Annotated in this window: 16 protein-coding genes, 1 tRNA gene and 1 pseudogene; 2 read left to right on the top strand and 16 right to left on the bottom strand. The window is 33.6% G+C overall.

Annotated features, from left to right (window positions below; genetic code table 11):
- The 12 genes and pseudogenes from TOPB45_RS05660 to TOPB45_RS05600 all read right to left on the bottom strand — a co-directional run bounded on the left by TOPB45_RS05660 (window position 1) and on the right by TOPB45_RS05600 (window position 14237).
- A complete protein-coding gene (locus TOPB45_RS05660; protein ID WP_013909882.1) occupies window positions 1–252 on the bottom strand; it encodes a hypothetical protein in 252 nt (83 codons plus the stop codon).
- A gap of 269 nt (window positions 253–521) precedes the next feature.
- Entirely contained in the window at window positions 522–710 is a 189-nt protein-coding gene (locus TOPB45_RS05650) for a hypothetical protein (protein ID WP_013909880.1), read from the bottom strand.
- A gap of 26 nt (window positions 711–736) precedes the next feature.
- Window positions 737–964 carry a hypothetical protein gene (locus TOPB45_RS05645; protein WP_041430350.1) on the bottom strand — a complete coding sequence of 76 codons (228 nt, stop codon included), beginning with the start codon at window positions 962–964 and terminating at the stop codon, window positions 737–739.
- Window positions 965–1032: 68 nt separating this feature from the next.
- Window positions 1033–1614 (bottom strand): hypothetical protein, encoded by a 582-nt coding sequence (locus TOPB45_RS05640; protein ID WP_013909879.1) that lies wholly within the window; start codon window positions 1612–1614, stop codon window positions 1033–1035.
- A complete protein-coding gene (locus TOPB45_RS05635; protein ID WP_236608012.1) occupies window positions 1607–2869 on the bottom strand; it encodes an ATP-binding protein in 1263 nt (420 codons plus the stop codon). The genes TOPB45_RS05640 and TOPB45_RS05635 overlap by 8 nt, the downstream gene beginning before the upstream one ends.
- A 1359-nt stretch (window positions 2870–4228) precedes the next feature.
- A complete protein-coding gene (locus tag TOPB45_RS05625; RefSeq protein ID WP_013909877.1) occupies window positions 4229–11074 on the bottom strand; it encodes an autotransporter outer membrane beta-barrel domain-containing protein in 6846 nt (2281 codons plus the stop codon).
- A 61-nt stretch (window positions 11075–11135) separates the two neighbouring features.
- Complete coding sequence (locus tag TOPB45_RS05620; RefSeq protein ID WP_236608011.1) at window positions 11136–11567, bottom strand: Spy/CpxP family protein refolding chaperone; 432 nt, start codon at window positions 11565–11567, stop codon at window positions 11136–11138.
- A 164-nt stretch (window positions 11568–11731) separates the two neighbouring features.
- Window positions 11732–12004 (bottom strand): annotated as a pseudogene (locus tag TOPB45_RS09255) (transposase); the annotation flags it as partial.
- A gap of 183 nt (window positions 12005–12187) precedes the next feature.
- The gene (locus TOPB45_RS05615) at window positions 12188–12436 is read right to left on the bottom strand and encodes a transposase (protein WP_041430347.1); all 249 of its coding nucleotides are present in this window, start codon (window positions 12434–12436) and stop codon (window positions 12188–12190) included.
- A 206-nt stretch (window positions 12437–12642) separates the two neighbouring features.
- Window positions 12643–13053: a HEPN domain-containing protein gene (locus TOPB45_RS05610; RefSeq protein ID WP_013909875.1), complete on the bottom strand. Its 411-nt coding sequence runs from the start codon at window positions 13051–13053 to the stop codon at window positions 12643–12645.
- On the bottom strand, window positions 13031–13384 hold the full coding sequence (locus TOPB45_RS05605) for a nucleotidyltransferase domain-containing protein (RefSeq protein ID WP_013909874.1): 354 nt from the start codon (window positions 13382–13384) through the stop codon (window positions 13031–13033). Before TOPB45_RS05605 ends, TOPB45_RS05610 begins: the two co-directional genes overlap by 23 nt.
- Window positions 13385–13643: 259 nt before the next feature.
- Entirely contained in the window at window positions 13644–14237 is a 594-nt protein-coding gene (locus tag TOPB45_RS05600; RefSeq protein ID WP_013909873.1) for a DJ-1/PfpI family protein, read from the bottom strand.
- A gap of 98 nt (window positions 14238–14335) precedes the next feature.
- Here TOPB45_RS05600 and TOPB45_RS05595 point away from each other — a divergent pair, with 98 nt between their 5' ends.
- A complete protein-coding gene (locus TOPB45_RS05595; RefSeq protein ID WP_013909872.1) occupies window positions 14336–15313 on the top strand; it encodes a GGDEF and EAL domain-containing protein in 978 nt (325 codons plus the stop codon).
- 25 nt (window positions 15314–15338) lie between these two features.
- Here TOPB45_RS05595 and TOPB45_RS05590 read toward each other — a convergent pair.
- The 4 genes from TOPB45_RS05590 to kdsB all read right to left on the bottom strand — a co-directional run bounded on the left by TOPB45_RS05590 (window position 15339) and on the right by kdsB (window position 18424).
- Window positions 15339–15412: transfer RNA gene (locus TOPB45_RS05590), tRNA-Pro, on the bottom strand.
- A 55-nt stretch (window positions 15413–15467) separates the two neighbouring features.
- Window positions 15468–16865, bottom strand: a complete 1398-nt coding sequence (gene gltX, locus TOPB45_RS05585) for a glutamate--tRNA ligase (RefSeq protein WP_013909871.1) — start codon at window positions 16863–16865, stop codon at window positions 15468–15470.
- A gap of 18 nt (window positions 16866–16883) precedes the next feature.
- The gene (amrB, locus tag TOPB45_RS05580) at window positions 16884–17690 is read right to left on the bottom strand and encodes an AmmeMemoRadiSam system protein B (protein WP_013909870.1); all 807 of its coding nucleotides are present in this window, start codon (window positions 17688–17690) and stop codon (window positions 16884–16886) included.
- Entirely contained in the window at window positions 17687–18424 is a 738-nt protein-coding gene (gene kdsB / locus TOPB45_RS05575; protein ID WP_013909869.1) for a 3-deoxy-manno-octulosonate cytidylyltransferase, read from the bottom strand. Before kdsB ends, amrB begins: the two co-directional genes overlap by 4 nt.
- Before the next feature lie 131 nt (window positions 18425–18555).
- Here kdsB and infB point away from each other — a divergent pair, with 131 nt between their 5' ends.
- Window positions 18556–21135 carry a translation initiation factor IF-2 gene (gene infB, locus TOPB45_RS05570; RefSeq protein WP_013909868.1) on the top strand — a complete coding sequence of 860 codons (2580 nt, stop codon included), beginning with the start codon at window positions 18556–18558 and terminating at the stop codon, window positions 21133–21135.
- Window position 21136: the final 1 nt, after the last annotated feature.

Genomic DNA, 21136 nt, shown 5'->3' with positions numbered 1-21136 from the left:
CTATTTCCCAATCACTCTCTCCGCTAAGCTTGCTATCTTGTGGGCTCTTTCTTGCCTCATCCCTAAATAAACTACTAAAAAGCATTCTACTACCTCGTGAATGAGGGTTTTAAGCTTTTCTTTTCTTGATAGCTTATTATACACATATATTTTCTTATCCCAGGTCCATACCCCATGTTCTTCTTCAAGGTCAAAAACTTCTCCTGTAATGTCATCAACGATTTTTCTTTCATCAGTAAAGTATATTTGCATAGAAAACTTCCGAGGGAAAAGGGTGCCCTGGGCAATACGCCTTGGGGCAATTTTTACATCCTTTATCTCTCAAGCACGATCCATCTCATGTATTTAGAACAACAATCCTTGTATTTCATCTCCTTACCATAAAAACTACCTCTTCTATTTGAACATAAGCCCCATTCTTCGCTTTCAACGGTTGACGATCTAACCTGCCTCACGGCACCCCAATACTCACAAGTAGCACAATATTTAGAACTGGCTGAGGTTCTGCATACCCTCATCTTTTACCCCCTCTTTTGCTTTGATTTAGTCTTTGCTTGCCTTTGCCTTTTGCTAAGCTCATCCTCTAAAAGTTCCATAAGCAGTTTTTCTACTTCGTTTGGCTCAACCCTTTTCTTTACGAATTCATAAGCTTCAAGAGATGCTTTCTCAGCACCATATCTACCGATAATATCTAAATAAAAAAGATACATTACCCTACAGTAAGGATTTTTAGGACTTAGATTTTTAAGCAGTAGATCTTAATATCTTCAAGCCACATACTATTATAAATCTTAGCCAACTCTTCGTCGTCAGAGAGTATTCTATCTGCTATCAAAGAAGCTAAGACATTTAAAAACTCTATAAGCTCTCTTTTAGAGAAAGTCTCAAGGCTCAATCCTTTGGTTTTTAAATACTCTTTTGCCATCTCTAAGGTTGGCTTAACATCAGCTTTATTGGCAAACAATTCTTCGATTGCTTGAATGATGGGGTCAAGGGGATACTCTTCCTCTTCGCACTCGCATTGCGGTAGCTCTACTTTTGGCTCTTCCTTACATCTACGCTCAAGATATTCTCGAATAGACCCTCTTCTATTTCTTTATCTTGAACTACATCCTCCTTTTCAGTGAATTTTTGATCTTCATCAATGTTAATAATATCTTTGACTTTAAGTTCTACCATCTCAGTTTCAGGATCAAGATTTAGCGTTCTCAGTTCATTTAAAATAAGAATGTAGTTAAAATCATAGGGATTGAAATAGTAGTAAAAAACGTGCATTAGATAATATGCTGAGTCAATATTTTTCAATTTAGCGAACATTCTAAGAATTTCTAAAAATTCTCGTTCAAGCTTTTTTCTTTCATCTAAAATAGTTTCAGCGTCAAATCTTTCCAAAATCTCATTTGAGCATTTAATAAGCTGAGTGATAATCTCCCTATCTATGATTCTCCTTTCCTTTTTATCAAGCTCTCCGGTATATCTGTAAAGATTTATTCCCTTGTTTCTTAAAAACCTATCTAATTCAGTCAAAAATATATAAGGATTCCCTAAAACTTTAGCCTCGTCGGTTAGTTCTTTAATGATCTGCTTAAACTCTTCAAGATTGACTTTACTCATTATCTCCTCCAACAAAACCTAATTTTTCTTCCTTTTTCACCTCCTGCTTAAAGGACGTTTGAAGCTTGTCTATCAAAGCTAATACTGTATTAGGTTCGTATCTTGTTTCTTCATACCGAGGCTTAAGTAAATGCTTAACTAATGTTACAATGAATGCACCTGTCACCTTAAGATTAGAAAGCTTTCTCCTTATCTTTTCGTCTTTAAACATTTCACTTAAGCGTTCATCTTTTGATTCTCTTAAAACAAGATTAGGATAAAATTCTGGGTCAAGTTCGCTAAACTCCATAATGAGGTCAAACCTGCCTGGTCTTCTCAAAGCAAAATCAACAAGCCTTCTATCGTTAGTAGTAGCAATCAAATAGTGGTCATCTTTTTCAATAAAACCATCTAAGGCTTGAAGTGCACTTGAAAGTTCTCTCGCTTTAAAAGGGTTTTCTCTTGACCCAACTAAGAGGTCAATATCGTCTATGCATAGTAAAACCGGGCTAAATATTTCTGCATATTCAAAAACATGATTTAAAGATATGCCACATCCTGCATCAACCTCTATTACTGTTATTCCATTAGACTTTAAACACTCAGCTATGATAGCTTTCACTGTATCTGTTTTTCCTGTCCCAGGCTCACCAACAAAAAGATATCTAAGCCCCTGATTTTTCCTTTTTACAGCTTCTACAAAATCCTCAAGATCTGATTTGTCTTTTAAATAAATATCATCAAGGGTAAGATTGGGAGGAGGTAAAACTTTAAATTTGACCTTTTCAATATTGTCAGCAGGACTAGAAAATTTCAGGAATTTTCCGTAATAGCCTGAATTTCTAATAGCAAGCTTTATTAAAAGATTGGTTAACTCAATGGAGTATAATTCTTCTGGGTCTTCACCTACCACAAAAATAACATAAAAATTCCCGACCCTCTCTTCAATAGTAGAAAATGAAATGTAATATCTTTTATTTATATACCTAACAATAGCAAGAAAAGACTGCTCTGAAGAAGTATAATTATCAAGAGGATCAAACCCTACAACCATAGGCAGAGTCAAAAACCCTGGTTTAACATAAGAGAAAGCATCTTCAACAGAAAAAGGCAATTCATTAGCTGGAGGATTAACCTCATAGCCCATGTAAAGCTTGAGTAAATATGATTTAACCGTCTGAAAGATTTCATAAGGAACTGTTCTATAATAAGCACCAACGCCAATCCTTTTGGCCACATCTTCTAACCTTTCTTTGGTCTCTCTTAGTCTTTTCATAAGCATACTACCACCTCCATTGTTTATTTTTGATAAAATGATCTAAAAATTTTAAAAAGAGAATGTATCTGCGATGAGAAAAAAAGACTTAGCTTAGGTGAGGAGAAAATCCTTTTTCTTCAAGTCCAGGATTTTCCATTGTTTAATCCGAAATACTTTTGATTTTAGTTAATTTTAAATTATGTATAAAATAAGAATTTTGTCAAGTTTAAAAACAAAGAAATTTTCAATAATTTGAAGGAATATTCGTTAAATTTTAGGATTATCTTAATAATGAGTATTTTTTCTTGAATTTTCTTCAAAAATAAAACATTATTAGGGATCATCTTCTTATACTTCCTCAAGATTGATTTAGTAAGGGGTTGCAAGAATCTTATGAAATCTGATAATCTCTTAAGGAAAAGGTAAGATTATGCGGAGGTTGTTTCGAAATTTTAGTTTATATGATATTTTTGTAATGATACTAATTTTAGATGGGGGGTTTGAGGAGAAACACCTAAAACAAAAAGTGTGGAAGACTTCAAAAATATGCAGAGAGTCTTATCATAGCTTTTCGGTTGTATCAAAATTCAATGAGATACCCCTCACTGAGAAACGCTTGCTTTGGCTTCTCAACAAAACTTTCCTACCTTTCTCTACATGATTGTCACTACAGAGTTAAAAATTTAAATGAGAAGCTTTTAAAAGTTCTTATAAAAGAAAGCTTTAAGATCTTTTTTTCAAAGAGAAGCTCGAGTAAAGCATTATATTGCTGATGCTACAGGGTTTGGCTTTGGAAAGAAATATTGTCTTAACTGGCAAAGAGGAACAAAGATAAGGACGGTTTAGCCTGTGTTAGGCTTGCAGTTGTTATATCGGTAGATGAGAGAAGAAGCAATGATAATGGGATGTGAGACAGGTAGTCCCTATGCGAGTGAGATTGAAATGTTAAAGAAACCTTAGGATAAAAATAAGACATCCAGTTAAGAAGTTATTGGTGGAGAAACTGGAAAAGGTACGGTAAATATAAGTACCGGATAGAGCCATTATTTGGATCAATAAATTTAAAGCTGGGTTCAAACTTTAGAGTAGTGAGAATGTTTACCCAAAGATCATTTGTAGGGAAACCAAAAGCAAATGTTTTTTGAAACAGCCTCATAAAAATTTTTAGCTATTTTTGAAAATTAAATGCTAAATATACGTTTAAATTTTTTAAATTTTTTAAGTTTTCTAAATTTTTTAAAATTTTAAGAAAATTTTTAAAAAATAACAATTTAAGGTTGCTTTGCAGATTAGTTGATATTTAAGCTAATTTAAGTGGCTAATAATAAAAAAAGCCCGCACAAGGCGGGCTCTAAAAAAACATAAACTAAAAAAGTCTTACCAGCTATATCTTAACATTACTTTTCCTGTATAGCCTGAGTAATCTCCGTTAAAGTCCCCTCTTCCTGAAATCTCAAGCCCAAGGTTCTTCTGAAGCATAAATTCTCCTCCAAGCTGAACAATAAAAGTAGTCCTGTTTATCTCCTTTGATATTTCCCATCTTGTTGGGTCGCTTCTCATATAGTTAAGCGCACTTATATCGTTTTCTCCAAATGCCTGTTCCAATCTTCCATATGCAAAAAGATTTACTGGTATGCCACCTGCCTTAGTCTCACCAGCAACCATAACACCAACCAACCCTTTCCACATATGTTTGTTATCAGGATCATAATATCTATCCCAACTTGATACCCTATTTCCAGCACTGTCATAAACCTTTGTCCAAAAACTTTCAGGATTGTAATAAGTATATTTTATTCCAATCTCAGGAATTATGTTTAATTTCCCTCTATAAACCTTACCAATAAGTATCTCTGCATGCACACCATTCATATTGTAACTTGCCTTCTCTTTAAGCTCAAAATTAAATCCTGTGCGCCCATGATAGTCATTTGAACTGCTAAATCCATATACGTTGTACCTCAAATAAGTATCCTTCATCATTTTCCACATACCTGCTATACCAACTGAAAAGATGTCAGAATCACCGTCTTTGGCTGAACTAATACTATAATCATATTCAGCTCTCAAATAATTGGCATAGATACCTAAAGAAAAGTTCTTTGTAAGGAAACCTCCTAATCCAATATTAAATCCATAAGCATCAGCATCAAAACCAAGGTCATCTGCATCAACATAAGTGTAAAGAGGTTTAAACCACATACCACCACGATATTCTATTCCACCAACACTATATCCAGCTCCAACATCACTAACACCAGAAGATGCAAGCATTATTGGCTGATAACCCTTCACAAAAATCAAAGGAGAAGATATAGGTAGAAAAGTAAAAACATTGTCTACCATAATAGAATTAATTATAACCCCACCTGTTATACTACTAACTGGTCCTAATGCTTGTTCTGGATTATTTAAAGCTGAATACTTAAAGATAATCTGGGCATCCTTATCAGTTATAGTTGAGTTATACCATGTTACATTAATAAGTGGGTTTGTATAGCCTTTCTCTAACCCGCCCCAGTTACCATTTACTGTTCCATTATATTCAATTATACTATAGGGAGTATTCACTACTATGTATTGAGCACTGTTATTCCAAAGCCTTACAACTAAGGTTGTGCTATTAAGATTAAGTGCTGAGCCACTTGCAACATAGATAGGAGCTATATTATGACCAGTTCCAGGTGCTCCAAAGGTAATAGCAAATTTGTCCTTAAGAGTTACATTTGAGCCGGTATCAACATAAAGAGTACGAATTTTTGCTTCAGAGGGAACATTACCCCAAACAACTACCTCACCAGGATTTGAAAGTTGAACTGTAGAATTAGCAACATAAATTCCAGCTACCTTATCTACATTTCCGCTTGCATACACTTTAATGGTTCCATTATTTGTAAAAGTTGTATTTGAATCTTTTAAATAAATTCCAATGCTGTTAACTGACCCACTTGTAGATATGGCAGATACATCAATAAGTCCCTTATTAAGGATAGTTGATCCAGTTTGTGCTTTCTCAACATATATTCCGGTTGCATTTGCAGACTGCTCTCCTTGAGCTGAAACTTTAATTAACCCGTTAATATCATTCAAAAGGGTTCCTGTAAGAAAAACTGCGTATAATCCAGTTGCTTCTGCATCTTTACCAGTTGCTGTTATCTTAATGGTGCCATTATTGGTAAAGTTTCCTATAGTATCTACTACGCCAACATTTAATCCATAAGCTTTTGCAGTTCCATTTGTTGCAGTTGCTGTTATATCAATTGTTCCTGCATTGGTAAAATTGCCTACATCACCAGCTAAAATTCCATATGCTGTTGCATTCCCATTACTGGCAATCGCATTCACAGAAATTGTCCCGTTACTTGTAAAACTACCTATATTTCCTGTCCCAACCCCAGCAGCATAGACATAGTCTGTCCCATTTGCTATTACACTTATACTCCCATTATTGGTAAAATTACCAATATTACCTGGATCAACTCCACTGGCAAACGCAGGTCCATTTGTCGCTTGAGATACCACCAAAATATTTCCTGTATTCGTAAAATTATAAATAGAACCATATGCAGAAATTCCTTCTGTAAATGCACTTCCGTTTGTCGCTTGAGCTGTCACCCGAATATTCCCTGTATTCGTAAAATTACCGATATAATCATGTGCATCAACTCCTATGGTATACGCCATTCCATTTGTCGCTTGAGTTGCCAGCCAAATATTACCTGTATTCGTAAAATTATCTATACTATCATCTCCCTTAACTCCCTTGGCCCCCGCATATCCATTTGTCGCTTGAGCTGACACCCAAATACTTCCTGTATTCGTAAAATTACTTATATAATCTACCTTAACTCCCCTGGCATGCGCACTTCCGTTTGTAGCTTGAGCTGTCACCAAAATATTCCCTGTATTCGTAAAATTACCGATATAATCATCAGCATAAACTCCCCATGAGGTTGCATTGCCACCTATCGCTGTTGCATTTATTAATCCAGCATTAATAAAATTGGTCAAATTCCCATATCCACCTGTGTCTTTAAATGCACCCACTCCATACACTGTAGCATTACCACCAATATTATTCCCATAAACCTCTATCCTTCCCCCTGATAAATTCTGAAATTCATCTATCGTTCCGTTAAATACTGCTACTCCTGTTACGTGTAACTCTGCACCACCTGTATATCCTTTTACTGTTAAGTTCCCATTATTAACAAAAATACCAATGGTTCCATTTGCCCCTCCACCGATCTCAGGTGGTAATCCTGCAAGCACTCCACCTACTATTCCTCCACTTGTTGCATTAGAAGTAACAGTTATATTTCCTTCATTAGTAAAATTACCCAGATTATTTGATCCAACTACACCAGCAGCAATAACCTTACCAGCTGTTGCATTTGCAGTTACATTTATTGTTTTAGTATTAGTAAATAGTGTCGCATTTCCTACAAAAACTCCGCTTGATGTTGCATTTGCTCCAGTTGCAGCAGCTGTTATTATTCCAGCATTTGTAAATGAGGTAGCATTAGAGTCTATCTCAACTCCAGTTACATCTGCATTGCCAGTTGCAGTTGAAATAGCTGTTATTGTCCCATTATTGAAAAATTCATCTATATTATATGCAGTAACTCCTTTTGTATTTTCTGCATTCCCTCCAGTTGAAGTTGAGTTTGCAGTTATACTTCCTGAATTAATAAAATTACTTATTGTTCCATCTACATCCACACCTTTTGCAGTTGCATTACCATTAAAAGCTATCGCCGTTACGTTAATTACTCCAGTTGCATTATTGGTAAAATTATCTATATCACTAGCAGATACTCCATATGCTTCTGCATTCCCATTTGTTGAAGTTGCTATAACATTTATATTCCCTTTATTAGTAAAATTACCTATACCATTCCACAAATATATTCCTAATGCACTTGCCTCGCTTGTCCCATTTGCACTCGCTATTATACTACCCTCATTCGTAAAGTTACTTATGTCACCCCCTACACTTATTCCGGCTACCCATGCACCCTTAACTGTTGCAGTAGCATTCACAATTATATTGCCTTCATTTGCAAAATTACCTATATTACTCACATTACCCATTGTTTCTATTCCATATGCAGCCACATTACTATTACCTATAGCATTTGCATTTATATTATTTTTGTTCGTAAAATTATCTATACTATTACTTACACACACCCCCCATGCCTCTGACCAATCTGTCCCATTTGCACTCGCTACTATGCTACCTGCATTAGTAAAATTGCCTATACTTCCTGCAAAAACTCCCATTGCCCATGCTCCATTTGTTCCAGTTGCACTTACACTAATTGCTCCATTACCAGTGAAATTGCCTACGCTACCCCAAACCTCAACTCCAGATGCTCTTGCCTGTCCGTTTGTTGCATTTGCACTTACACTAATTGCTCCATTACCAGTGAAATTGCCTACGCTACCCCAAACCTCAACTCCAGATGCTCTTGCCTGTCCGTTTGTTGCATTTGCACTTACACTAATTGCTCCATTAGTGGTAAAATTGCCTACGTTACCACCAACCTCAATTCCAAATGCTTCTGCCCATCCATTTGTTGCATTTGCAATTGTAGTTATTTCGCTATTAAGTGTAAAATTACCTACATTACTACCTGCTACAATTCCTCCTGCATATGCACCATTTGTTCCAGTTGCATTTACATTAATTGTTCCATTGTTAAGTGTTAAATTATTTATATAATAATTTGTTACTACTCCATAAGCTTCTGCAACATCACTTGCATTTGAAGTTGCTATTATATTTCCTATATTTGTAAAATTACCTATACCATTTTCTGCATATACACCAGCAACAGTTGCATTTCCACCAATGTTCTTTCCATAAACCTCAATCCTTTCTAAATTCTGAAAATCATCTATCGTTCCATTAAATACTGCTACTCCTGCTGCATTAAGCTTACCACCACTTGCATATCCAGTTACTGTTAGGTTTCCATTGTTAACAAAATTACCAATATGTCCCGAATGAGCTTCCTCAAATTCTTCAAGTTGTCCTGCCATTACCCCTATTACCGCAGAAAAATCCCCGCTTGTTGAATTAGTGAAAACGGATATATTTCCAGTATTGTTAAAATAGCCTATTTCATATGACCTTACTCCAACTGCTGTTGCATTTATAGATTCGATTGAAACATTTATGTTTCCAGTATTAGTAAAATTGCCAAGACTTGCAATCTCAAAACCAGCTGGAACATTATTTTCTGCATAATTAACATATCCACCAGTTCCGTTTACAGTAACATTTCCATTATTGACTACATTTGTAGCAGCATTTTCAACATATACTCCTCCAACCATAAGTTGCCCAGAAGGATAAGTTACATTACCAAAAACACTAATTGTTCCATTATTTATAAGATTATCCGTAACATTTCCAACAAGTACTCCACCTGCAAACACTGCTGTGCCGGACGCAGTAACAGTTATTATACCCCCTCTCTCAAGCTTAAAATCATCTATATTACCATATGCTGATACTCCAGATGCTCCTGCAGTTCCATTACTGGCAGTTGCACTCACAGAAATTGTCCCGTTGCCTGTAAAACTACCTATATCTCCTGCCTCAACCCCAGAAGCATAGACAAAGTCTGTCCCATTTGCTATTACACTTATACCCCCATTATTGGTAAAATTATCGATACTATATGCATAATACAAACCATAAGCCTGCGCATTCCCGCCCGTCGCGTTCGCTATTACACTTATACTCCCCTCATTAGTAAAGTTCCCTATATATCCATATTCTTGATATATTCCATATGCTTCTGCGTAGTTTGTCCCATTTGCAGTAACAGTTATTATGCCACCTCTCTCAAGTCTAAAATCACCTATATTACCAGCATTAACTCCATATGCTTCTACACCCTCATTACTGGAAGTCGCACTCACAAAAATTGTCCCGTTGCCTGTAAAACTACCTATATCTCCTGCCTCAACCCCAGAAGCATAGACAAAGTCTGTCCCATTTGCTATTACACTTATACCCCCATTATTGGTAAAATTATCGATGCTACTCCATACTCTAACTCCATAGGTTAACACATATCCGTTTGTCGCTTGAGCTGTCACCCTAATATCTCCTGTATTGGTAAAATTACCAATACTCCATGCTCTAACTCCTGTGGCATACACATGTCCGTTTGTCGCCTGAGCTGTCACCAAAATATTTCCTGTATTCGTAAAATTATTAACAAAATTCTCATCGCCCAATACTTCTACACCATGTGCATAAAAGGATGAGCCACTTGCATATCCCGTTACCGTTAAGTTTCCACTATTTACAAATGTTCTCATCTGCCCGGGATAATATCCCTCAAATTCTGTAGGTTTTCCTGCCATTACCCCTACTACCCCCGGCCCCGGTGTGCCTCCGCTTGTTGAATTAGCGAAAACGGATATATTCCCAGTATTGTTAAAATAGCCTATATCGTATGACCTTACTCCAACTGCTGTTGCGTTTATTGATTCTATAGAAACACTTATGTTTCCAGTATTAGTGAAATTGTCAAGTCTTTCTTTAATCTCAAAACCAACTGGAACATTATTATGTGCATAATCAACATATCCGCCAGTTCCTTTTACAGTAACATTTCCATTATTAACTACATTCGTAGCGTTTACTGCATACACTCCCCCAACCATAAGTTGCCCAGAAGAATCAATTACATTACCAAAAACATTAATTGTTCCATTATTTATAAGATTATCAGTAACATTTCCAACCGCTATTCCACCTGCTACAACAGCTGTGCCATTTGCTGAAACATTTATTGCTCCATTAGAAGTGATAGTTAAATTACCAATAGGTCTTGCAGTCATTTCATCACCAAAAGCTCCCTGAGTAAAAATACCTAAAGTATTTGAAATTTCAGTTTCATTATTAAAAGTAAAGGTAGTAGAATTTGTTTGTGTGACTGTGAGCGCTGCGTTAATGGTTAAATCAGAAAATAGAGCTTGTGTATCGTTATCTATAAATATTCCTCCAGTATGAGCACCTGTATTATCAGATACAGATAAAGCTTGTTCTAAAGTATAGGAACTGTTTGAGGCATTCAAAGATACGCCAATTTTAGCCTCTTGTCCAATAGTCAATCGTGCACCCATGCCTATTATCAATAGAATAAATACCCCTACTGTCAACCATTCTAAATATTCTTTAAAACCCTTACCTTGCATCTTTTTTTCCTCCTATTCCATATTCAAAATTTTTTATTATTCAAATTCTTTTTATTCATCTTTATATTTTTTTCCCAAGTCTAATCTCTCTCCACTTCTTTCTCTGCTCATCATTTAATACTCCATCTATCTTCTTTGCTGTCTCAAGCTCCTCTCCCCAAAGCTCCCCACGGAGACAATATATTTCCTTTGCAAGTTTTTTTACCTCCTTAATATCGCTACCACTGTTTAACATTTGATTTAGCTTTGCCTCTTTTTCTTTTATCTTATCTACAAATTCCTTTTCCTTTTTAAAATATTCTTGCAAAAACTTTTCTATCTCTTTAACCTGCTTTTCATTAAGCTTTAGCTCTTGCTTAAAATCAAGGATTGTTCTTCTTCCTTGAACACCACCTCCAGCTCCCTTAACCCCCTCCTGTGAATAAACATTAATTACTAAACTAATCACTAAAATTAAAACTAAGCCGAAAGTCTTAAATAACGACTTTAACAAAAAAAGCAAATTCTTAAGAATTGAGCTGATCTTTGAAAATTCTATCAAATTTTTCTTTCCTTAATCTAAATCTAAATATAAATATTTTATTAAAACCATAAAAATTTGTCAATAAAAATTTTTAGCTATTTTTGGAATTTAAATGCTAAATATACGTTAATTTTTTAAATATTTTTTAAATTTTCATATATTTTTTTAAATTTTACATAGTATCCCTTTATTGTGTAAAAATTTTTTTTGGGAAGGGCATGGTAGGTCCCCAATTCAATCTCGTTAAACCCCCTTAACCTCCTTGAGTTTAACCTCTCATTCATCTCTTTCAAGATCAAATATAATAATCTTTCAACTGATACTTCATCTGAAAATACTTCTATTACCTTTATCCTCCTTTTTATCTCCTTTGCTAATCTTTCAAGCTGATTAGTTGTATAAATAAACTGCCCTAAGAAATATTTTACCCTATCTTTCCTTTAATCTTAATATCCCCTCTTTAGCAGATTTTTTCAGTATCCACTCTATATATCCTTCTTAACTCTTCAGCTATAACCTCTTAAATCCCATTTCCCCTCTTCCATCAGACTTTGTTCACTACGAGCTAAATAAACAGCTCTTTTACTACTTTATCTCTCCAAATAAATACTAAACGCACTTAATTTATCTTCAGTCACCTTTATTAACCGAAAAATCTTTGAGGTGAATACATAAAGGGTAATAATAGCAGATGTAAGATCTAAATCATCCTTCCTTCTTTCAGAAAGTATAGCAGGACGAAAACTCCCATTCCTGACCCGAGGCACTTTTAAATCTTGAACCTTCCCATACTTTGTAAGTAAATCTCTGGTATAAAATCTATAGTTTGTGTGGTTCAAGTTTTAGTTTTTTTCTTTTGTGGTAGCTTCCCTCCTTTCCTGGTAGTTTTAGTTAGTTATCTCTTGGGAAAGTTATATATTTCTCTTATACCTCAAGTGTTTCCCCAATTAATAAGATTTTGGCTTTAACGAGGTTGAAAATGGGGATTTATTAAGCCCTTCTTAAAAAAGTTTTCACGTAATAAAAAGATACTACGGGAAATTTATCAAGAAATTTGTAGCTTTTTTTCAACAAATTTAAGAATTTCTTCCGCTAAAGAGATTGCTTTTTCAGCATCAGATCTATCAAAAGCTTCAGAAGGGATTCCACCTGGTAAAGCATTGGGATAATGGGTAGGAATATAAAATTTGTCCAAAGACTTGCAGGCCTTTTCAATTGTTTGAAACTCTGAATCAAACTTTTTAGCATCTTCACATAAATCTGCTACCGAATGTCCCCATACGAAATCAGCACCTTTAAAAATCAGATAAGCTTTTATAGCTTTTTCTGCAGATTGTTGAGCTAAGAAGCAAGCAACATTAAATCTTTCTCCAGATAGATTAAATTTTGCATCATCTAAATCTCTTTGAGCCTGCAAAAACCATCTTTGAGCTTCATTCTTTTTGTTTCTTTTCATATGCAACAACTCCTTCTTTTAAAGCCCATTTAATAAACGAGTTATTTTCTTTCATTTCTTTAAACTCTTCAGGGGTATAAACAAAAATGTCAATAGCTACTTTCGGATTTAATTTACTATAAAACTCATCAAGCCTATCTAAAAATTTTTTATCAGTCTTTTTCACAATTATCAAATCAATATCGCTTGTTTTATGAATATCTTCGGTTACTAAAGAGCCAAAAAGGATAATTTTTTCTACATCAAGCTTAATAATTTCAGGAATTAAGCGGTTTAATTCATCTATTAATTTTCTTTTCCTAATTTCTGCTAAACCTGTTTTGATAGGCATTTAGAGATCAGCTTAAGCTACGTGCTGGGTACCTATAACTTAGCATTTTCTAAAACTAAAAATTCATTTACAATTGAACGAAAAGTTCCTCTAATAAGAGCTCCTCGAGTTTGGATTACCATTTTTATTTTTTAAAAATTGATCTAAAGATGGTTTTTGTGTTTGTTGTGCTTGACTCTTTTGTTCTTTGTTTTCTTCTCCCTTTTTAATGATAATTATCTTTTGTTTTTTTTCTGTTCCATAATTTTTCTATTTAAATTTATTTTTTAGTTTTTAATAGTTTTATAATGGTTTTTGCAAATTCTTCTGCAGCTTGAGGACCGGAAGCTGTAACTATATTTCCATCAACTTCAACAGGTCTTCCCGTATAATATGCACCTTTTCTTTCCAAATTCTTTCCTTCTTCTGCCCAACAAGTTGCTTTCTTCCCTTTTAAAACCCCAGCTTCAGCTAATATTCTTGGAGCAATACAAATAGCTGCAAGGATTTTATTCTTGGAAACTGCTTCTTTTGCTATTTTATGGGCTATAGAATTATTAAAATATTCTTTAGCACCTACTCCTCCTACAAAAACTATAGCATCATATTCATCTACTCTAACCTGATCAATTAAAATTTGAGGTGTAACTACAGCACCAAGCATACCTTTAGCTGGTTTTAAAGAAGTTCCCGCTATAACCACACTATAACCCTCTTTTTCAAAAAGCTTTTTGGGAATTAACAATTCTTCATCCCTAAAATTTTGTTGAGCAATAATCATTAAAATTTTTTTGTTAATTTTAGATAAACTTATAGAAGAACTAAATAGAATAATAAGAAATATACTTAAAAAGATTTTACAAATTTTTCTCATTTTGCCCCCCTTTTTAAATACATTTAAAAATATTTTAACATTAAACATCAGTAAAACAATTCCGATATAATTTTTAAAATTTGTTAAAGGTTCATATAGTGAATAAAAATCTTTATCCAGAAGTGTTAATTATCGAAAAAATTCTTTTTGAAGTCTCTGAAAGAATAAAAACAGCTAAGGTTGGAATTTTTATAAGGATGGATGTATTTGAGATGGGATACATAAATATAAAATATGGTTTTGAAAAGGGAAAAAGATTAATTGAGGAGATAGAAAGATTTTTAAGACAAAACTTAAGAAAGGAAGACCTTATTGGAAGAATTGGTCCAGATGAATTTTTAATTTTTATTGAGGTTAAGAGAAAAGAGGATGTATTTTCAGTTTTAAAAAGAATTGAAAATTTTTCTTCTTTTAAATTTGAAGATATAAGTGTCTTTCTTACTTCTGGGGTTTCTATTTATCCATTTGATGGAGTGAATCCTTTAGAACTTTTTGAAAAAGCTGGATTTGCCCTAAAAGAAGCTAAAAAGAGCTCCCCAAATGCTATAGTGCTTTATGATAAAAAGTTTGAAGACAAAATATTAGAGACCTTAAAAATACAGACAATCATTAAGGAAGCAATTGATATAAATCTTTTTAAATTCTATTATCAACCGATATTTAGTTCAAAATTTTTTAGGTTCTATTATCAACCAATATTTAGTTCAAAAGATTTGAAACCTTGCTCAGCCGAAGCTTTAGCAAGAATAGCTAGTGACAATCTTTATACTGCAAGTGAATTTATTCATCTACTTGAGGTTCATCCATTTATTTATGAGTTTGAAGAAAACCTTATAAAAACTTCTACCTTTAAAAGTAAAAACTGGGATATTCCAATTCATATAAATGTCTCAGAAAAAACATTTATAGAAGGAAAAATCGTTGAAAATTTGAAAAAATATATCAAAGCAGGATGCAAAATTACAGTTGAAATTGTTGAAAGAGTTATTATAAAGGATTTTAAAAGGGCTGTAAAAACTTTAGAAAGAGTGCTTTATCATAATTCTATCACAATTTATCACAGTGGAAGGAGTTAAATTTTTGGACCCCTTGAAAATACAATCGGGGCGAGAGGATTTGAACCTCCGACCCCCTGCTCCCAAGGCAGGTGCGCTTCCAGGCTGCGCTACGCCCCGTATTTCTTATAATTATAATCTTTTCTTATTATTTTACAACCACTTTTTCTAAACTTTATCTTTGACTTTCTATAAAATCTAATGCTCTCTTTAATCTCTTTTCAACTCTTTCCTTTCCTAAAACTTTCATTATCTCAAAAAGAGAAGGACTAACCGCTTTTCCTGTTAAAGCAACTCTTACAGCTTGAGCAATATTTTTTAACTTAATACCTGATTTTTCAGAAAGTTCTCTAAAATACTCTTCAAATTTCTTTTCATTTTCTAAAGGAATTTCCTCTAAATCCTCAACTATTTTTTGAAGTAAAGGTTTAATTTCTGAAACTAAAAATTTTTTAGCTCCGTCCAAATCATAACTTACTTCTTCTACTAAGTAAAATTCTATCATTTCGGCCATCTCAACCAAGGTCTTGCTTCTTGTTTTTACCGTTTCTATAGCAGAAAGAAGATATTCCTCAGAAAACTTATCTAAATCATAAGACTTGAGAAAATATTTAAGATGCTCTAAAAGATATTTATTATCGCTATTCTTTATCCAATAAGCATTTATAGCTAAAAGTTTATCTTGATCAAATCTTGCAGGAGAGAGATTTACACTTTGAAGATCAAATTTTTCAATTAGTTCTTCTACTGTAAAATATTCTTGATCTCCATATCCCCAACCAAGACGAGCTAAATAATTAATAAGTGCCTTAGGTAAAAAACCAGCCTCTTTATATTCAAGAACAGATTTTGCTCCATGCCTTTTAGATAATCTTGCTCCATCAGACCCAAGAACCATAGGGATATGTGCAAATTCTGGAGGATTAACTCCAAGGGCATTATATATAATAATTTGTTTAGGGGTATTAGAAATGTGATCGTCTCCTCTTATTACATGAGTTATTCCCATAGTAATATCATCTATTACTACTGCAAAATGATATGTAGGTGTTCCATCTGAACGCATTATTATAAAATCATCTATTTCTTCCGCAGGAAAAACGATCTTTCCTCTTAAAAGGTCTTCAAAAATAATTTCTTCAATTTCTGGTACCTTAATTCTTAATGCCCTACCCTCACCTGGACCTAAATTTTTATCTCTGCAAGTTCCATCATATCTTGGTTTAAGCCCTCTTTTTAACATTTCCTCTTTCTTTTTTTCTAAAACCTCCTTAGAACATTCGCAATAATATGCTTTTCCCTCTTCAAAAAGCTTTTTTGCATATTTTTGGTATATTTCTATTCTTTCACTTTGAAAATATGGACCTTCGTCCCATTCAAGCCCAAGCCATTTTAAAGCAGATATTATAGAATCCACATACTCAGGTTTTGATCTTTCTCTATCTGTATCTTCAAAACGAAGGATAAATTTTCCTTTGTTGTGCCTTGCAAAAAGCCAATTAAAAAGCGCTGTTCTTGCTCCTCCAAGATGTAAATGTCCTGTTGGACTCGGAGGAAACCTAGTTACAACCATTTTTAAAATCCCCCTTCTTTAATAAATAATTATTCCTCCATATCCAACTACAGAAGAATAATCCTTTATTATATCTCCTGAAGTTTGATATTCTACCAGTTCAGCTTTACTCGCTCCGAGATTTTTACAGGTATTAATAGTAACAGCTATAGGAATATACCCACAGGCACTTATTTTTTCTTCATAAATAACTTTAAGAAAATCTTCTTCTGAAAGCTTTAATATTTCTCTTATTGCCATTAAATCCTTTTTCTTAGCTACTTCATGAGGTACATAATGACTAAAATCACTACTCCCAACAATTAAAATATATTTATCAGAATGTTTTTTTATAACCTCAGCTATACCTTTTCCTAACTCTTTAACCTCTTCTAAACTAAGTTTACTTAAACATATAGGAACTATTTTTACTTTAGGATTTATGTATTGTAAAAAGGGAACTTGGACTTCTATTGAATGTTCATGTAGATGTGCCATAACATCTCTTGATAAAAGTGGAACTGATTTTATTAAATCTTCTGAAATTTCTTTATCAACCGAAACCTCACCTAAGGGGGTTATAAATGCCTCTCCAGGAAATAGGGATATCCTTTCACCTAATCCTGTATGATTTGTTCCAATTATTATAGCAGTATCAGGAGGTATTATGCTTCCGTAAACTTTGCCTGCTACCCATCCAGAATACATATATCCTGCATGAGGAACAATTATCCCTTTAGCTCTGATTTTATTTTCTCTAAATTTAATAAGAGTAGATAGATGAAACTTAAGTTCTCGTGGATTGTCACTATAAAAATATCCTGCAACTGCTGGTTCTCTTTTCATAGCTCTTCCTCTTTTAAAGTTTTTATATATTCCAAATCTTCAGGGGTATCAACTTCTGGAACCTCTTTTGGTACTACTGTTACAGCTATTTTATAACCATATTCTAAAGCCCTTAATTGCTCAAGTTTTTCAGAAGCTTCTAAATCTCCTGGTGGAAGACTTATAAATTTATCTAAAAAACCTTTTGTATAAGCATAAACTCCTATATGTTTTAAATAGAGTGGTTCTTTACCAGAAGGAACAAAATAGGGAATAGAAGATCTAGAAAAATAAAGTGCCCTACCTTCTTTATCTAAAACTACTTTTACTCTATTAGGATTTTCAAGATCTTTTAAATTTTTTATAGGTGTTGCAAGAGTGCTCATATGAATATCAGAAGAAAATAATAAGGGTTTTATGAGCAAGGAAAAATATTCAGAGGGGAAAAGGGGTTGATCAGCTTGCAAGTTTATTATTAGGTCTTCTTCATCAAGTCCTAAAATATTAACTGCTTCTGCAACTCTTTCGGTACCGCAGGTATGTTCTTTACTTGTTAAAATTGCTTTTCCTCCAAAACTTATTACTTCATTAAAAATTCTTTCATCATCAGTTGCTACATATATTTCTTCTATTTCTGAAGCTAAAGCTCTTTCATAAACATGACGAATAATAGTTTTACCCCAAAGCAAAGCTAAAGGTTTACCAGGAAATCTTGTAGATCCATATCTTGCAGGAATAATGATTACCTTTCTCATTAAATTTTAATTTAATCTAATTTTTTCAAATTAAAAGAAGCTCTTGAATTTTCTTACTTTAAGATTAAACTTATTTAAACTTAATTTTTAAAAATTTTTAAAAAATTAAAAATTTTAAAATTAGGTGGTTAATGGCAAAAATAAAAGTTGTAGAATTAGCTAAAGAATTAAATTTAGATCCTAAGGAGCTTCTTAAAGAACTTCAAGAAAAGGGTTACACTGTAAAAACAATAGCCTCTTCTGTTAGTGAAGAAGAAGCCCAAAAAATAAGAGAACACTATAGTATAAAATCTAATTTTATTATTATAAGAAAAGAAGATATAGAAAAACATCAAGTTGATCTTTCAGAAAGTGCCTTTGCCGAAATTTTAAGCCCTGAAGCTTTAGAAGCACCAAAGAAGAAAAAGTTAATTATAAAAAAAATTAAAAAAGAAGAGCCCGAGATTGAAAAGCCCGAAGCTGAGAAGCTGGAAGTTGAAAAGCCTGAAGCTTTAGTTACTCCAGAAAAAGAAGTTTTAGAAAAAGAAAGCATTAAATTAGAAGAAACAATCAAAGAAGAAAGACCTTTAGAAGCACCTGAAAGAGAAATAAAAGTTTCTCATGAAAAAAGAGTAGTTACTGATTTTAGACCAAGAAAAGAAAGACCTTTTAAGCCAAGAGAAGTCCCTTCAGCACCTATCCCCACTGAGGAACCTGAAACAATACCAAGACCAGAAAAAGAAGAGATAAAGAGAAAGAAAAAAGAAAGAGAGCTTGAATTAAAGGAAAAGAAAAAAAGCAAGAAAAAACCAGGAATATTTAAAAAAGAAAGGAGAGAATTAGAAACTTTTGAAGATTTCTTTTTAGAGGAACCAGAAGTTCTTTTTGAAGAAAAAGAAGAGCTTGTAGAAGAAAAACCTAAAAAAGTAAAAGAAAAAGTAGAAAAAGTTCCAGAAAGACCACCTACCCTTCCTCCAAAAGAGAAAAAAATTAAAATTTATGAAACTATTCAAGTTAGCGAACTTGCTAAATTGATGGGAGTAAAAGTAGGAGAACTCATTAAAAAATCTTTACAAATGGGGATGCCTGTAACTGCTAATCAATCTATAGATGCTGATACTGCAGCTATTTTAGCTGACGAATTTGGTTATCAAGTAGAGAAAGCACCTATCGAGGAAGAAATTCTTTTACAGTATATCCCTCCATCTCCAGAGGAGCTAAAACCAAGACCACCTGTAGTTACAGTTATGGGACATGTCGATCATGGAAAAACAACACTTCTTGATGCTATAAGAAAAACTGATGTTGCAAGTAAAGAAGCAGGAGGAATTACCCAACATATAGGTGCTTATACAGTGAAATTGGAAGATGGAAGAATTATAACCTTCATTGATACCCCTGGACATGAAGCTTTTACTTCTATGAGAGCAAGAGGAGCTCAAGTAACTGATATAGTAATCCTTGTAGTTGCTGCTGATGATGGGGTTATGGAACAAACTAAAGAAGCTATAGAACATGCAAGAGCTGCTAAAGTTCCGATTGTAGTTGCTATAAACAAAATTGATAAACCTGATGCTAATCCTGAAAGAGTTAAATCCCAATTAGCAGAATTAGGGCTCGTTCCAGAGGAATGGGGAGGAAATACTTTAGTAGCTAATATCTCTGCAAAAAAAAGAATAGGAATAGAGGAACTTTTAGAGCTTGTTCTTTTACAAGCGGAAATGCTTGATCTTAAAGCTGCTTATGATAGACCTGCAAGGGGAAGAATTATTGAAAGTAAACTTGATAAAGGTAGAGGACCTGTAGCTACTGTTATTGTTCAAGAAGGAACCTTAAGAGAAGGGGATGTTTTTGTAGCTGGGCTTACCTATGGAAGAGTAAGAGCTATGTTTGATAGTTATGGAAATAGAATAAAAACTGCTACACCTTCAATTCCTGTAGAGATACTTGGATTTGAAGATGTTCCCCAAGCTGGAGACGACTTTATAGTAGTTGATGAAGAAGAAAAAGCAAGAAAAATAGCAGAATATCGTCAAAGAAAAGCCCGTGAAGCTGAAGCTGCTAAAGAAGTTAAAATTTCTTTAGAAAAACTTTTTGAAAAACTTAAAGAAGGAGAAATAAAGGAATTAAATATTGTTTTAAAAGCAGATACTCAAGGAACTTTGGAAGCATTAAAAAGTTCTTTATCAAAACTTTCTACCGATAAAGTAAAAATTAATATTATACGTGCTGGAATTGGAGCCATTTCAGAAAGTGATGTAATGCTTGCCTCAGCTTCTAATGCAATAGTGGTTGGTTTTAATGTGAAACCCACTCCTAATGCAAAAAATGTTGCTAAGGAAGAAAAGGTTGAAATAAAATTTTATGATGTCATATATCAGCTCATAGATGACATTAAAAAAGCTATGGTAGGTCTTCTTGAACCTAAACTTGTAGAACATATTACAGGCGTTGCTGAAGTAAGAGCTACTTTTAAAATCCCCAAAATTGGTATAGTTGCCGGTTGTTATGTAAAGGAAGGAACAATTAGTAGAAATAATAAAGTAAGGGTTATTAGAGATGGAGTAGTAATCTTTACAGGAAATATTGCTTCTCTAAAACGTTTTAAAGAAGATGTAAAAGAAGTTGCAGCAGGATATGAATGTGGATTGAGAATAGAAAACTTTCAAGATATTAAAGAAGGAGACATTATTGAGGCTTTCGAAATAAAAGAAGTTGCTCCGGAGCTTTAAA

The organism is Thermodesulfobacterium geofontis OPF15 (assembly GCF_000215975.1).
Lineage (GTDB): Bacteria > Desulfobacterota > Thermodesulfobacteria > Thermodesulfobacteriales > Thermodesulfobacteriaceae > Thermodesulfobacterium > Thermodesulfobacterium geofontis.
This window is presented reverse-complemented; position numbering and strand designations above follow the sequence as displayed.